General features: G+C 43.0%; 15 protein-coding genes. 14 read left to right on the forward strand and 1 reads right to left on the reverse strand.

The window, feature by feature from the left end; genetic code table 11:
• The first annotated feature begins 180 nt into the window (after positions 1-180).
• The 14 genes from V8G47_RS00745 to V8G47_RS00810 all read left to right on the forward strand — a co-directional run bounded on the left by V8G47_RS00745 (position 181) and on the right by V8G47_RS00810 (position 13,549).
• Complete coding sequence (locus V8G47_RS00745; protein WP_442970773.1) at positions 181-1,356, forward strand: TraB/GumN family protein; 1,176 nt, start codon at positions 181-183, stop codon at positions 1,354-1,356.
• A gap of 97 nt (positions 1,357-1,453) precedes the next feature.
• The gene (locus tag V8G47_RS00750) at positions 1,454-1,648 is read left to right on the forward strand and encodes a hypothetical protein (RefSeq protein WP_336198404.1); all 195 of its coding nucleotides are present in this window, start codon (positions 1,454-1,456) and stop codon (positions 1,646-1,648) included.
• A gap of 19 nt (positions 1,649-1,667) precedes the next feature.
• Positions 1,668-2,204, forward strand: a complete 537-nt coding sequence (locus V8G47_RS00755) for a histidine phosphatase family protein (RefSeq protein WP_336198405.1) — start codon at positions 1,668-1,670, stop codon at positions 2,202-2,204.
• A gap of 115 nt (positions 2,205-2,319) precedes the next feature.
• Positions 2,320-2,505: a hypothetical protein gene (locus V8G47_RS00760; protein WP_034759495.1), complete on the forward strand. Its 186-nt coding sequence runs from the start codon at positions 2,320-2,322 to the stop codon at positions 2,503-2,505.
• A gap of 775 nt (positions 2,506-3,280) precedes the next feature.
• Positions 3,281-4,105, forward strand: a complete 825-nt coding sequence (locus V8G47_RS00765) for a M55 family metallopeptidase (protein WP_336198406.1) — start codon at positions 3,281-3,283, stop codon at positions 4,103-4,105.
• A 14-nt stretch (positions 4,106-4,119) separates the two neighbouring features.
• A complete protein-coding gene (locus V8G47_RS00770; protein WP_098440406.1) occupies positions 4,120-5,052 on the forward strand; it encodes an ABC transporter permease in 933 nt (310 codons plus the stop codon).
• The gene (locus V8G47_RS00775; protein ID WP_336198407.1) at positions 5,052-6,005 is read left to right on the forward strand and encodes an ABC transporter permease; all 954 of its coding nucleotides are present in this window, start codon (positions 5,052-5,054) and stop codon (positions 6,003-6,005) included. The genes V8G47_RS00770 and V8G47_RS00775 overlap by 1 nt, the downstream gene beginning before the upstream one ends.
• A gap of 5 nt (positions 6,006-6,010) precedes the next feature.
• A complete protein-coding gene (locus V8G47_RS00780; protein WP_336198408.1) occupies positions 6,011-7,024 on the forward strand; it encodes an ABC transporter ATP-binding protein in 1,014 nt (337 codons plus the stop codon).
• A gap of 42 nt (positions 7,025-7,066) precedes the next feature.
• Positions 7,067-8,692, forward strand: a complete 1,626-nt coding sequence (locus tag V8G47_RS00785; protein ID WP_336198409.1) for a peptide ABC transporter substrate-binding protein — start codon at positions 7,067-7,069, stop codon at positions 8,690-8,692.
• A gap of 93 nt (positions 8,693-8,785) precedes the next feature.
• Positions 8,786-9,724 (forward strand): S66 peptidase family protein, encoded by a 939-nt coding sequence (locus tag V8G47_RS00790; RefSeq protein WP_336198411.1) that lies wholly within the window; start codon positions 8,786-8,788, stop codon positions 9,722-9,724.
• Complete coding sequence (locus tag V8G47_RS00795; RefSeq protein WP_336198412.1) at positions 9,721-10,800, forward strand: mandelate racemase/muconate lactonizing enzyme family protein; 1,080 nt, start codon at positions 9,721-9,723, stop codon at positions 10,798-10,800. Before V8G47_RS00790 ends, V8G47_RS00795 begins: the two co-directional genes overlap by 4 nt.
• Positions 10,801-10,817: 17 nt before the next feature.
• Positions 10,818-11,741: a C40 family peptidase gene (locus V8G47_RS00800; protein ID WP_336198413.1), complete on the forward strand. Its 924-nt coding sequence runs from the start codon at positions 10,818-10,820 to the stop codon at positions 11,739-11,741.
• Positions 11,738-12,742: an ABC transporter ATP-binding protein gene (locus tag V8G47_RS00805; RefSeq protein ID WP_336198414.1), complete on the forward strand. Its 1,005-nt coding sequence runs from the start codon at positions 11,738-11,740 to the stop codon at positions 12,740-12,742. The genes V8G47_RS00800 and V8G47_RS00805 overlap by 4 nt, the downstream gene beginning before the upstream one ends.
• An 18-nt stretch (positions 12,743-12,760) precedes the next feature.
• Positions 12,761-13,549: a serine hydrolase gene (locus V8G47_RS00810; RefSeq protein WP_336198415.1), complete on the forward strand. Its 789-nt coding sequence runs from the start codon at positions 12,761-12,763 to the stop codon at positions 13,547-13,549.
• Positions 13,550-13,722: 173 nt separating this feature from the next.
• Here the strand turns inward: V8G47_RS00810 and V8G47_RS00815 are convergent, their stop codons facing one another.
• Entirely contained in the window at positions 13,723-14,547 is an 825-nt protein-coding gene (locus V8G47_RS00815; protein WP_336198416.1) for an STAS domain-containing protein, read from the reverse strand.
• Positions 14,548-14,714: the final 167 nt, after the last annotated feature.

A 14,714-nucleotide genomic window follows, 5' to 3' on the forward strand; every position in this document is an offset into this window, starting at 1 on the left:
AGAGATAATATTGTTCATTATCTCTACCCTTCACTTGCCCAATATATTTTAGCCCAACATCAGAATCAAGATCTTTCACGATTCTGATCAGTATTTATTTAAATTTTGCCAAAACTAGTTTATCATAGTGAGGTAGATTCAATTTATTCGCAAGTCAACGGAATTAAAGGAAGGTACACGATGATGACAGAAATCGAAAAGAATGTTACGAGAATACATATGGATGGCAAGGAATTTATTCTCATCGGAACCGCTCATGTGTCACGTCAGAGTGCTGAGCAGGTGAAAGAAGTGATAGAAGCTGAACGCCCGGATACTGTGTGTGTTGAGCTGGACGAACCGAGGTATCAATCCATCGTTGAAGGAGATAAGTGGAGGGACACAGATATCTTTCAAGTAATCAAGGATAAGAAAGCCACCTTACTGCTCATGAACCTTGCGATTGGATCTTTCCAGCGAAGAATGGCCAAACAGTTCGGCATCAAACCGGGACAGGAGATGATTCAGGGGATTGAATCCGCGAAAGAAATTAACGCAGAACTTGTCCTTGCTGACCGCAACATCCAGGTGACATTTTCCCGGATATGGAACAGCGTCGGTTTAAGTGGGAAAGCCAAGCTGTTAACCCAAATCATATACAGCATTTTCAGCACTGATACGATTACTGAGGAAGAACTCGAGAAAATCAAATCACAGGATATGCTTGATTCGATGTTGAATGAATTCACCCAGGTGTTTCCGAAACTGAAAACACCTCTGATTGATGAACGTGACCAATACCTGGCCCAAAAAATCAAGGAAGCACCCGGCGATAAGATTGTAGCCGTCCTTGGTGCCGCTCACGTTCCGGGTATCACGCAAGAAATCCATAACGAACATAACCTGGATAAACTCAATGAACGACCGGCTAAATCAAAATGGCCAAAGATCATCGGGTGGACCATCCCTATCATGATCCTGGCCGTCATTGCCTACACGTTCATTTCAAATCCGGATGCAGGCATACAGCAGGGTATCAGTTGGATATTATGGAATGGGGGATTCTCCGCACTGGGGGTAGCCATCGGCTTAGGCCATCCACTGGCCATATTAACAGCATTCGTCGCAGCACCTATCACATCTTTGAATCCGCTTCTGGCAGCGGGTTGGTTTGCAGGTTTCGTTCAAGCCTATTTCCGCAGACCCAATGTCGGCGATTTTGACTCCCTCCCTGAAGATGTTCTGAGCATAAAAGGATTCTGGCGAAATAAAGTAACCCGCGTCCTGCTCATTGTCGTACTTGCCAACTTAGGAAGTACACTGGGAACGGTCATCGGTGGAGCAGACGTTGTAAGATTATTTTTGGAAAATATTTAGAAAAAAATGGGTCGTCCTCCTGGATGGCTTATTTTTTAGGGTATTTTTTGGAATATTATGTTAAAATGAGTATACAAAAGCTTTGGAGGGGACTATGATGACCGAATTCATCAATCGATACGCCCATTGGCTCCTTCTTCTTATCACAGGATTTAGTATTGGGATGGGATTTACAATTCTTACATCTTCGGTACAAGGAATCATCGCAGGCATATTTGGCATAGTAGGATTTTTAGGCATTACCTATCTGGTGATCCATATGGAGGTGCAGAAGAGGAAGAATGGTAAGTAATAAAGGAAGGAGGAGCTGCATGATCTACGTTATAAGACACGGTCAAACGGACTGGAATAAAGAAGGGAGGCTGCAAGGAAGAAGAGGACTCCCTTTAAATGAAGAAGGCATCAGACAAGCCGGAAATTTAAAACAACAACTGAATCATATCAGCTTCGATCTCGTCTTTTCATCTCCACAGAAAAGAGCACAGGAAACGGCTGAAATTGCTGTCGGGGTCTCATGCATCACAGACTCCAGGTTGGATGTATATGATTTAGGGGAAGCAGATGGACTTTTTAAAAGGGAAGTGAAGATGGTTGGACCATTGCCTGATTCAGCTTCCTATAGTGGGGTGGAAGATCCTTTGGAGTTCATGAAAAGGATCAAACACTTTATGGCAGAGTTAGAAACATTATATGGGAAGAAAGATAAGAACATCCTGATCTCCGGGCACAGATGCACAACAGGTGCAATCGGGGCTTTTTTTAACGGAATTCCAGATGATCGGAATATATTAAAGCTCTCTTCCGAAAATGGTGAATATAAGCAATATGTATTCACAGTGAAAAAATGATCAAGCTTAAAATGTAACTGCACAGCCACGTTTTCAAAATGGATCTTTGGGTAAATAGTAGTTAACCTTTACCCGCGACCTTGTGAGGAGAGAATAATAGGAGCTGTGACGATCGTTGCTCAATATACATGACAGATACTCCATTGTTTTGTATCAAACCTATATGGCAAGAAACCAGGCTTCCCGTACTTCCCAGAAGATTACCATTCAAATGCTCTCTCAGTATACAGGATTCTCTGAGGAAATCATCCTCGAAGCATTAGAATTCGGAAAGTTATCACCTGATTTATCTTTAAGATAATCACCTAGGGTTAAAGGTCTAAGAAAATTATTTTCTCCTCCAAGGTTGACTTTACATAGATTTATTCATTTTTGTTACATAATTAAATTTTGAAGAATATATTGAAAATACAAGCTTATATTTATTATAATAACAGAAAGGATTTATAGAGGAGGATCTAATGGACACCCACAGGAGTAAAAGGATCTCAAAGTTATACAGAAAGTTAATTACTTCTGATGCAACGCAAGCTTTCCTTATTTATAAAGGCCTAGATGAGACAACGAAAGCAGAATTACTTGATTTAGTGGCAGAGATGGGCTCTCAGCACTCAGAAAAATTGATGAATAAAATAAGCTAACATACATGCACCGAGTTTAAGACCTGGAGAGATAAGTACTCCAGGTCTTTTTCTAATAAACATAATTCGATTGACGTTTATCAGTGAAATAAATAATATATCAATAAAATAAAGCTAAGTCTTAGGTCCTCCATTGAATACTTTACTTCAATGATATTTGACATATACAAAGAAAAAGAGTGCGGTGTGATTTCGATTATGAAATCCAGCGCATTTTTTTATTTTTATCAGATTTTATCATTCCATTGAACTACTTCGTCTTCTTTTAATGCGAAATATACAGTTGAAAATAACCCTTTATAGTCCATACTTCCTTTTTTTATGAAAATAGGAATATATTCCTTTTTATTCAAAAAATTATTGTAATTAAATGCTATAATAATTATAATATTAAGAAAATTTAATAAATATTTCCTAAGAAAGGAGGGAACACGTATGAACATATATATGTCAGTTGATATGGAGGGTATAACAGGACTGGTGGATCATACTCATGTCTCATCAGATAAGAATAATTATGAACGCGCAAGAATCATAATGACAGAAGAGGCGAATGCCGTTGTGACTGCTGCATTTGATTCGGGCTGCCAGGAGGTATTGGTAAATGACAGTCATTCACAAATGAACAATTTGTTAATAGAGAAATTGCACCCTGAAACGAAGCTGATATCTGGTGGAGTGAAACCATATTCCATGGTTCAAGGACTGGATGAGACGTTTGATGGGGCTTTTTTTGTTGGTTATCATGCCAGGGCTTCCATGAAAGGGGTGATGTCCCATTCCATGATCTTCGGGGTGAGAAACATGTACATCAATGATGTGGCCGTTGGTGAACTGGGATTCAATGCATATGTGGCAGGGTATTACGGTGTTCCTGTATTACTGGTTGCAGGGGATGATCAGGCTGCACATGAAGCAGAAGCATTAATTCCAAATGTGACAACTGCCGTGGTGAAGGACACGATTTCCCGTTCTGTTGCGAAGAGCCTAACCCCGGAGAAATCAAAACAATTATTAAAAAAGAAAACAGAAGAAGCGATACATAATAAGAAAAATGTACAACCACTCACTCCTCCTGAACATCCTACTTTACGTATCGAGTTTGCAAATTACGGACAGGCGGAGTGGGCAAGTCTCATGCCGGGTACCATTCATGAAGAAGATACAACGATTGTGAGATTTGAGGCCGGGGATATCCTTGAAGCCTATAGAGCCATGCTGGTCATGACTGAACTCGCGATGAGAACAACATTCTGTTAGGAAGTGTTTGATCAATGAGTACATATTTATTGAAACGATTACTAGCCATGGTCATAACCCTCTGGCTGATTGTCACGTTAACGTTTTTCCTGATGCACACCATACCCGGATCCCCCTTCAATGAAGAACGGAATACGAGTGAAATGGTACAACAAAATTTAGAAGCCCATTATCATTTGAACGAGCCTCTGATGGTGCAGTATTTTCTATATTTAAAGTCGCTTATTTCATTGGACTTTGGTCCTTCTATCACGCAGCCATCCCAAACAGTGAACGATCTGCTGGGGAGGGGCTTTCCGATTTCATTTGAACTCGGTATGACAACACTGATCATCGCAGTGCTTTCGGGAATTATCCTGGGGGTTTTAGCAGCCCTTAAGCATAATGGAATCATTGACTATATGGCGATGACATTTGCCGTGCTTGGCATTTCAATCCCTAATTTCGTCATGGCGACATTATTGATTCAACAAGTGGCTGTAACGTGGGGGATCCTCCCGGTTGCCACATGGACAAGCTGGCGACATATGATTCTGCCCACTCTTGCATTAGCCACAGGGCCCATGGCCATCATTGCACGTCTTACCCGCTCGAGTATGCTGGAAGTGTTAACTCAGGATTATATACGGACAGCACGCGCTAAGGGATTGTCACCATTCAAGATTGTCGTTAAGCATGCGTTGAGAAATGCATTGCTGCCGGTGGTCACTGTCCTGGGTACACTTGCTGCTGGAATCTTGACAGGAACCTTCGTCATTGAACAGATCTTTGCCATTCCGGGTATGGGAAAATACTTTGTCGAAAGCATCAATCAACGTGATTATCCCGTCATTATGGGAACAACCGTATTTTACAGTGCCTTTCTTATTGTCATGTTATTTTTAGTCGATCTGGCATATGGTTTCCTTGATCCACGGATAAAGTTACACAAGAAGGAGGCAAAATGATGGGGGTCCCAAATCAACAAGAGCCACTCGAGACTCCAGATGTGAGGGATGAATGGTTCGCACCCAAGAAGAGGAATAAAGAGGATGCTGAAGCAGTGGTTAGACCCAGTCTTTCCTATTGGCAGGATGCCTGGAAGCGCCTCATGAAAAACAAACTGGCCATGCTGGGATTAGTATTCTTAACTGCTCTAATCATTATGGCGGTCGTCGGCCCGATTATTTCTCCACACGACGTCACTAAGCAAACACTCTCAAATCAAAATCTTCCGCCTTCTGGTCAACACTGGTTTGGTACGGACGATATGGGCAGAGATGTATTCACCCGTACTTGGTATGGTGCACGAATTTCGTTGTTCGTAGGGTTCATGGCAGCGCTTATCGACTTTGTGATCGGGATTGTATACGGTGGCATTGCAGGTTATAAAGGCGGTAAAACGGATAATGTCATGATGCGCATTGTTGAAATATTATACGGGTTACCATATCTGCTTGTCGTCATTCTATTGATGGTAGTTATGGGACCGGGTCTCTTGACGATCATCGTAGCTTTAACGGTGACCGGTTGGATCGGAATGGCCAGGATCGTAAGGGGACAGGTGCTTCAGATTAAAAACTATGAATTTATTTTGGCTTCAAAGACATTCGGGACGAAAACCGCACGAATCATCAGAAAGAATCTGCTTCCTAATACAATGGGACCGATTATCGTACAAATGACATTGACGATACCCAGTGCGATCTTTGCTGAAGCTTTCTTGAGCTTCCTTGGACTCGGCATTCAAGCACCCTATGCAAGCTGGGGAGTGATGGCCAATGACGGTTTATCTACGATCCTATCAGGATACTGGTGGCGTTTATTCTTTCCTGCACTATTCATATCATTGACTATGTTTTCATTCAATGTGTTGGGAGACGGATTACAGGATGCACTGGATCCGAAATTAAGGAGGTAATCACCATGAGTAAAGTTTTATCTGTACAAGATCTCCATGTCTCCTTTACAACTTATGGAGGGGAGGTCAAGGCGGTCAGGGGAGTAAGCTTTGATTTACATAAGGGCGAGACGTTGGCGATTGTAGGGGAATCCGGCTGCGGGAAGAGTGTGACATCACAGAGCATTATGAGACTGATCCCGAATCCACCAGGAAAAGTGACTGGCGGGAGGATCCTGTTTAAGGGAAGGGACCTTTTAAAAGTGACCGAACCCCAAATGAGGAAAGTGCGGGGGGCCGATATTTCCATGATTTTTCAGGATCCCATGACGGCACTTAATCCCACGTTGACCATTGGTGAACAAATCATGGAAGGGATTTTGCAGCACAACGATGTATCTAAGAAAGAGGCGAAACAAAAAGCGATCGACATGCTTAAGCTTGTGAGCATTCCAAATCCGGAGGAGAGGTTAAAGCAGTATCCTCATCAATTCAGCGGGGGGATGCGGCAGCGAATTGTGATTGCCATGTCCCTTGTATGTGAACCGGATGTCTTGATTGCGGATGAGCCGACAACGGCCCTTGATGTTACCATACAAGCCCAAATACTTGAATTGTTTAAAGAGATCCAGAAGAAGACGGGTGTATCGATCATTTTGATCACGCATGATTTGGGAGTCGTGGCTCAAGTGGCCGACCGGATTGCCGTCATGTATGCAGGGAAAATAGTAGAAGAAGGAAACAGGAGAGAAATTTTTTATCATCCACAACACCCGTATACACAAGGTCTACTCAAATCCGTCCCAAGGCTTGATCTTTATGGGGAAGACCTGATACCGATTCCCGGTTCTCCGCCAGATCTATTTTCTCCGCCTGTTGGGTGCCCATTTGTCCCACGTTGTGAAAAAGCGATGGAAGTATGCGACCGTGTGTATCCCGTAAAAACACAATTAACGGATGAACACCATGTCGACTGCTGGCTTCAGGATAAACGAGCCAACAAAGTGAAGCTTTCATCGGTCAGCTTAACCATTCGTTAAAATGATCGTTTGATAGAAAAATAGGATAAGAGGGGGAAAATTATGAAAAAGCTATTATCGGTCTTTTTAGTGGGGATGCTACTGTTCATGCTGGCAGCTTGTACGGCCACGAAGGATGCAGGCAGTGAGTCAAGCAGTGGGGACAGTAAGAAAGAAGAGGAAGGAAAGGTCCTTCACCTGAATAATGGAGCAGAACCAACGTCGTTCGATCCACCAATCGGCTTTGATTCCTATTCCTGGACAGCATTGAACAATTTAATGGAAGGGATGACCCGTCTAAATGCCAATCATGAACCTGAAGCTGCCATGGCTGAAAAATGGGATGTCTCGGAAGATGGGAAAGTATATACCTTCCACATAAGGGACAATGCCAAATGGTCAAACGGTGATGACGTCACTGCGGGAGATTTTGTATTCGCATGGAAACGCCTGTTAAATCCAGACACAGGTTCACCGGCTGCTTTCCTCGGATATTTCATTGAAGGTGGAGAGGCATTCAACACTGGAAAGGGTTCAGCTGACGATGTGAAAGTGGCGGCGAAGGATGAGAAAACATTCGAGGTCACACTGACAAGTCCTCAAGCCTATTTCTTGAGCGTCATTGCCAATCCCGCATTCTTCCCGATCAATGAAAAGGTTGCTACTGAGAATCCGGAATGGTTTGCAGAAGCGGATACATTCGTTGCTAACGGGCCGTTCAAACTGACGGAATGGGAGCATGACAGCCATTTCGTCATGGAAAAGAATGATCAATATTGGGACAAAGATTCAGTGAAATTAGATAAAGTCCACTGGGCAATGGTAAACGATACAAATACGGATTATCAATTATACAAAACCGGTGAACTGGATACAGCTGACGTACCGGCTGATTTAAGTAAACAGTTATTTGAAGAAGGGAAAGTAAATGTTGAAGACCAGGCCGGAACCTACTTCTATCGTTTCAATTTAGAAAAAGAGCCTTTCCAAAATCAAAACATCCGTAAAGCATTCGCCATGGCTGTCGACCAACAGCAAATGGTTGACTTTGTTACAAAGAATAAAGAAAAACCAGCTTACGGATTTGTTTCAAAAGGATTTAAAGATCCATCAGGCAAGGACTTCCGTGAAGTAAATGGAGACTTGGTGACAACTGATGTGGAAGAAGCAAAAGCCCTTTTGAAAAAGGGGATGGAAGAAGAGGGATACGACAAACTACCGGAAATCACTTTAACATACAGCACAAGTGATACTCATCAAAAAATTGCTGAAGCTCTTCAACAAATGTTCAAGGAAAACTTAGATGTCGATGTGAAGTTAGCCAATATGGAGTGGAACGTATTCCAGGATGAACAAAAGGCTTTGAAATTCCAATTATCACGGAGTTCTTTCTTAGCAGACTATGCAGATCCGATCAACTTCCTGGAAAACTTTCAGACAGGACACTCCATGAACCGTACAGGCTGGGGTAATGAGAATTATGACAAGCTGATCCAACAAGCAAAGAATGAAGCGGATGAAGTAAAACGATTTGAAATGATGTATGAAGCAGAAAAAATCCTAATGGATGAAATGCCGATCATCCCGATTCACTTCTACAATCATGTGTATCTACAAAATGAGGATGTGACAGGCATCGTCCGTCACCCGGTCGGCTACATGGAATTAAAATGGGCTGATAAAAAATAAAGGTAGTAAAACAGGATGAGTGGAGGGGCGCGTCGGCACACTTTATGGCCATGCGTCCACTCCCTCTTTTTCTACGAAAGGGGTCCGGAACGTATGATGATGAAACCTTCTAAACTGAAAAAAGGGGATAAGGTAGGGGTCATAGCTCCTGCCAGCCCGCCCAAATCAGAACCATTGAAAAAAGGAATCCGTTTCCTTGAAGAATTAGGATTGGAAGTAAAGGTTGGGAACTCGGTACATAAGAAATATGGGTACTTAGCAGGTAATGATAAGGAAAGGATAGAAGATATCCACAAGATGTTTGAAGATCCGGATGTAAAAGCCATTTTCTGTGCATGTGGAGGTTTTGGAACAGGACGAATTGTTTCCAGATTGGATTTCGAACTGATCCGCCAAAATCCGAAAATTTTTTGGGGGTATAGTGATATTACTTTTTTACATACGGCCATTCATCAACAAACGGGTCTCGTCACCTTCCATGGACCGATGTTAAGTTCAGATATCGGACTCGAGGACGTCCATGAAGCCTCAAAGGAATCGTTTCTACAGTTGTTTAAAACGGAGAACATTGACTATACGCATGACAAATCCAAACTTGAGACGGTCTCAGAAGGCGTAGCGACCGGCCCTGTGATTGGCGGGAACCTCACCCTGCTTGTGAGCACATTGGGGACACCATTCGAAGTGAATACCAAAGGAAAGATCTTTTTTATTGAAGATATCGATGAGGAGCCCTATCAAGTCGACCGAATGGTGAATCAATTGAAAATGGCCAATAAATTCAAAGATGCTTCAGGAATCATCATTGGAGACTTTAAGAACTGCGAGCCTAAGAAACGAGAACGTTCCCTGACTCTTGATGAGGTTCTGACAGAACATATCGCGAGTGCCGGAAAACCTGCATTAAAAGGATTTAATATCGGGCATTCTTCGCCGAATATTGCCATCCCGGTGGGCAGCATTGGGACCATGAATACACTAGAACATACATTTAAAATCGAATCAGGTATAAGGGAGGGTGAGAACGATTGAAGATCCATCAACTTGAAACTTTCAGGACATCCGTCCCTTTACATACCCCCTTCAAGACCGCTTTGCGTACGGTGACAGTGGCGGAAGCCATCGTTGTTAAACTGACTTGCGACAATGGGGTTATCGGCTGGGGGGAGGCACCACCTACCGTGGTGATCACGGGAGAAAGTTTATCCAGTATCGAACATAGCATCCAACAAGTAATTAAACCCGCGATAATAGGTGAAAACCTATTAAACCATGAGAATCTTTTTCAACAACTTCATTCGCTCCTAATCAGGAATACAAGTGCGAAGGCAGCGGTGGATATGGCCATTTATGATTGCCTGGCTCAACATTGTCATTTGCCACTATATCAATTTCTGGGAGGGTACAGGGAGGAGCTTGAGACAGATTACACGGTGAGTGTGAACAGCCCTATGGAAATGGGCGAGGATGCAGCAGCTTATGTAGATAAAGGCTTTGATGTACTGAAAGTGAAAGTAGGCAAAGATGAAATCGAAACAGATATTAAAAGAATTCATGAAATCCGCCAACGGATCGGTTATGATGTCAAAATTCGCCTCGATGCCAATCAAGGATGGGAATCAAAATCCGCAGTCAGAGCGATTCGCAAGATGGAGGACCTTGACCTGAATATCGAATTAGTTGAGCAGCCAGTGCCTGCACATGACATTGAAGGCTTGAAAAGAGTCACGGATGAGGTCGATACCCTGATTATGGCTGACGAAAGTGTATTCACTCCCTACCAAGCCTTTGAAGTATTAAAGACCCGAAGTGCAGATCTGATCAATATTAAACTTATGAAAGCCGGGGGGATCTACCAGGCTAAGAAAATAAACGATCTAGCGGAAGTGTGCGGAGTTGAATGTATGGTCGGCAGCATGATAGAAACCAGACTGGGAATAACGGCTGCGGCCCACTTTGCGGCAAGCAGGAAAAACGTCACTCGCTTTGATTTCGATGCACCACTTATGCTGGCTGAAGATATTGTAGTCGGTGGAATACATTATAAGGGTCGAAGGATTACTATGCCGACCAGACCCGGTCTTGGCATAGAGAGGGTTAAAGTATGAATAGAGGGGGAAATCAGATGACGACGAAAGCCCAAATAGCAGTGCCTGTAGCAACTTTATGGACGAATCGGGATTCCGCACGTGCCTTGGATACACCGGCTATAACCAATCCTGCTCACATTACAGATTGGTTGGACTCCTTAACCTATGATACGCGCTTAGCACTTTGTGATGAGAACCGTATACAATCTCAAGCCTTATTCGGTCAGGAAGTATTCGTGTTGGAAGAGAGTAACGGTTGGTCCCACGTTCTCATACCTGATCAATCATCATCAAAAGATGATCGCGGATACCCCGGCTGGATCCCGAGTGTTCAGCTTTTACCCGGAGAGTCATCTCAAGCGGACACATATGCCATTGTAATAAGTAAATTCACGGACTTAATCAATAAAGAGAATGAAGTTGAACTAGAACTCAGCTTTCAAACCATTTTACCGATCGTGAAAGAGCAGGATGACATGATAGAAGTGGAGACTCCTTTGGGCACAAGATTCTTAAGGCAGAAAGATGTCATGGTATCTAGATCGAAAGTGAATGATCGAAGGGGAAGTGGCCAGGACATCGTCTCATCCGGAGAATTATTTCTAGATCTTCCATATTTATGGGGCGGGATGTCAAGCTACGGGTTTGATTGCTCTGGATTCAGCTACACGATGTGCAAGACTCAAGGGTACTTGATTCCCCGGGATGCAAATGACCAGGCGAAAAAAGGTAGAGAGGTACCTTTGGATCGATTATTGCCTGGTGACCTCTTGTTCTTTGCGTACGAGGAAGGAAAAGGCAGCATTCATCACGTTGCCATCTATTATGGAGACGGTAAGATGATACACTCCCCCAACACCGGTAAAACGATAGAGGTTCTGTCATTGAAAGGAACTTATTATGAAAAAGAGTTATGTGCTGCAAAACGGTACTGGGAAGAAACGGAGGAATCCCCATGACAAATCATACGTTACTCGAAGTGAAAGAATTGAAAAAATACTTCCACCTGGAAAAGGGAAAAACTTTAAAAGCCGTGGACGGTATTTCATTTGAGATATACAAGGGAGAGACCTTCGGATTAGTGGGGGAATCCGGTTGTGGAAAGTCCACGACCGGTCGCACCATTATCGGATTATACGACCGCACAGAAGGAGAGGTCTTATATGACGGTAAAAACGTCCACGGACTTTCGGAAAAGGAAAAACTATCATTTTACCGGAATATGCAGATGATCTTTCAAGATCCATATGCTTCTCTGAACCCCCGCTCAACTGTAAGGGAGATCATAGCTGAACCTATGGAGGCACACAACTTATTCAAGGATAAAAGAAAGCAGATGGAACGCATTTATCAACTTTTAGAGGACGTAGGGCTTAATCGTGATCATGCCAATCGTTATCCTCACGAATTCAGCGGGGGGCAGCGTCAACGTATTGGCATCGCAAGGGCACTTGCCCTTAATCCGGATTTCATTATTGCAGACGAGCCCATTTCTGCACTTGATGTATCTGTACAGGCACAAATTGTAAACTTATTAAAGAAACTGCAAAAAGAAAAGGGCTTGACCTTTCTCTTTATTGCCCATGACCTTTCGATGGTCAAACATATCAGTAACCGTATAGGTGTGATGTATCTAGGTCACATCATTGAACTTACCGAGAGTAAAGAGTTGTATAAGAAACCTCTTCACCCCTACACTCAGGCGTTGCTTTCCGCGATCCCGATCCCCGATCCGGATGTGGAGGATTCACGGGAAAGGATGATCATTCAAGGGGAAATCCCAAGTCCGATCAATCCCCCGACTGGTTGTGTGTTCAGAACCCGCTGCCCGGCAGCCATGGAAGCGTGTGCCACCCATAAACCTAAATGGCAGGAAGTAGAGGAAAAGCATTTTGTAGCTTGTCACCTTTACGACAAGGAAATCAAAATGGAACATGACGAAGTGGCAGTAACTAAGTAAAGGGATTGAAGAAAATAAATGAAGAATGTACTGGAATATAAAATCAGGGATATTATGGTTCGTTGTAAAGGAAGGGTGAGTGTGGCCGTTGAACTTCCATCTCATTCCTTCCACATTGATGGAGACCGCTCTTATTCCGCTGCCAGCTTAATTAAGATCCCCATTTTACTGGAAGCTTTCCGTCAAGCACAGGAAGGGGAAATTTCCCTTAGTGATATGGTTACGATTCCTAAAGAGGGGAGAGTTGGCGGGGCTGGGGTTCTTGTGTCACTTTCAGATCATCTTACCCTTACTGTAGAGGACCTTGTTACTCTTATGATCATCGTTTCCGATAATACAGCCTCAAATCTCCTTATAGAACGGCTTGGTTCGAATGCCATACAACAGCTTTGTCATACATTAAAATTAAAACATACCAGGCTGCTTAGGAAATTGATGGATTTAGAAGCAATGGAGCAGGGTTTGAACAACTATACCTCGGCACTCGATATCATTTCCTGTTTGAAGGTATTGGACATTGGGACGGAATACAGTCAGACGAACCGAAAAAAAATGCTGCATATTTTACAACAGCAACAATTTGATACCAAACTCCCATCAAGGATAGACCGGGAAGCTGTATATATCGGAAACAAGACAGGAGAATTGCCCGGGGTTGAACATGATTGCGCCATTATTAAGTTCCGAGAGAAAACTGCCTATATAGCGGTACTTATCGATGAACTTGGAGAAAGCGATTCGGGGAAAGACACGATTGCTCAGATCGGAAAATTGATTTACGACTTTTTAATCAAAGGTAATAGCTAAAAAAGCAGGTGAGCCATATGAATGATGGCACATCTGCTTTTGTCTGTTTTTTGGCAAAAAACAAAAATAAAATAAGCTATTAAAACAGCTTATTTCGATCCTACATACCCTATTGAATAAGATAGCAAAGTCATCGTTGAGCTGCGATGGAGCATCAAAAAAGCAAGAGCACCCTAATACTTATGGATGCTCTTGCTTTTTTGCAAATGAATCAGGGCTGTATGGAGACTGGCGAATGTTGGTATATGCGTGATGACAATTCCCAGGTTGACCATGGTTTGCGCAATTTCCGGTCGGATACCTGTCAAAACTGCCTGAATCCCGGCTAATTTAAGAGCGGCCACCACTTTAAATAACTGATCTGCCACCATCGTGTCAACCACAGTAACACCTGATAGGTCAATGATCAGATATTGTAAACCCATTGCAGACCCTTTTGTGAGGGCCCTTTCCATTAAATCCTTCGATCGTGAGGCATCGATGTCTCCAATAAGTGGCAGAATGGCAATCGAATTAGTCACCTTCACGATGGGGATGGACAGCTCGGAACTGATTGAATCCGAAAGGGGATGAGAATAAGCGATCGTAATTCGAGAAATGGCCCGGTCCACCCCTGTGTGAAAGTGAGTAAGTAAATCGTAGAACGTTTCAATTGACAGCTCTTTATCGATTGCCTCTGCTTTTATTACTTCTCCGATCATTTTGCGAAAGTAATGAAGATCGTTTATTGCTACTTCAAGGGAAACGTCAAGCTGCTTAAATAGCGTAACGGACGAACATGCCCACTTCTCGATGTTTGCTGGCTGCTTAGCCATTCGCAATGAATCAGCCAGCACCTCGATGGAATCGCCTCTCCACTTTCTAAGAGACACGTCGACAATATTTGAATAGGAAGAGTCTGTATTCGCCCTTTCCTGAATAAGCCCAGATTTAGACTCGGTGATACGATTAATGAAATCAAGATACTTATCTTGGTCCTGAACGGCCTTCATCGGCATATGATAACCTCCTACTATTAATCAACTTTGAGGGTTGTCTAATTATGTAAATATATTTGGAAAAAAGAATAGAGGAAACGTTGGTTTCTATGTTATGATTTTTAGTAAAGAGTACAAAGGCAATGGTACTTATTGAGGAAGTAAGTTGTTTCATTGAAGAGGTGAAG

It is taken from the genome of Rossellomorea sp. LJF3, assembly GCF_037046045.1.
In the GTDB taxonomy this organism is placed as follows: domain Bacteria; phylum Bacillota; class Bacilli; order Bacillales; family Bacillaceae_B; genus Rossellomorea.

What these genes read in the sequence shown, in the direction of transcription:
- V8G47_RS00775 (WP_336198407.1), top strand. Translation starts at nt 5,052, where the DNA reads ATGGGGGTCCCAAATCAACAAGAGCCACTCGAGACTCCAGATGTGAGG.
- V8G47_RS00765 (WP_336198406.1), top strand. Translation starts at nt 3,281, where the DNA reads ATGAACATATATATGTCAGTTGATATGGAGGGTATAACAGGACTGGTG.
- V8G47_RS00815 (WP_336198416.1), bottom strand. Translation starts at nt 14,547, where the DNA reads ATGCCGATGAAGGCCGTTCAGGACCAAGATAAGTATCTTGATTTCATT.
- V8G47_RS00780 (WP_336198408.1), top strand. Translation starts at nt 6,011, where the DNA reads ATGAGTAAAGTTTTATCTGTACAAGATCTCCATGTCTCCTTTACAACT.
- V8G47_RS00805 (WP_336198414.1), top strand. Translation starts at nt 11,738, where the DNA reads ATGACAAATCATACGTTACTCGAAGTGAAAGAATTGAAAAAATACTTC.
- V8G47_RS00810 (WP_336198415.1), top strand. Translation starts at nt 12,761, where the DNA reads ATGAAGAATGTACTGGAATATAAAATCAGGGATATTATGGTTCGTTGT.
- V8G47_RS00755 (WP_336198405.1), top strand. Translation starts at nt 1,668, where the DNA reads ATGATCTACGTTATAAGACACGGTCAAACGGACTGGAATAAAGAAGGG.
- V8G47_RS00800 (WP_336198413.1), top strand. Translation starts at nt 10,818, where the DNA reads ATGACGACGAAAGCCCAAATAGCAGTGCCTGTAGCAACTTTATGGACG.
- V8G47_RS00770 (WP_098440406.1), top strand. Translation starts at nt 4,120, where the DNA reads ATGAGTACATATTTATTGAAACGATTACTAGCCATGGTCATAACCCTC.
- V8G47_RS00750 (WP_336198404.1), top strand. Translation starts at nt 1,454, where the DNA reads ATGACCGAATTCATCAATCGATACGCCCATTGGCTCCTTCTTCTTATC.
- V8G47_RS00785 (WP_336198409.1), top strand. Translation starts at nt 7,067, where the DNA reads ATGAAAAAGCTATTATCGGTCTTTTTAGTGGGGATGCTACTGTTCATG.
- V8G47_RS00745 (WP_442970773.1), top strand. Translation starts at nt 181, where the DNA reads ATGATGACAGAAATCGAAAAGAATGTTACGAGAATACATATGGATGGC.
- V8G47_RS00790 (WP_336198411.1), top strand. Translation starts at nt 8,786, where the DNA reads ATGATGATGAAACCTTCTAAACTGAAAAAAGGGGATAAGGTAGGGGTC.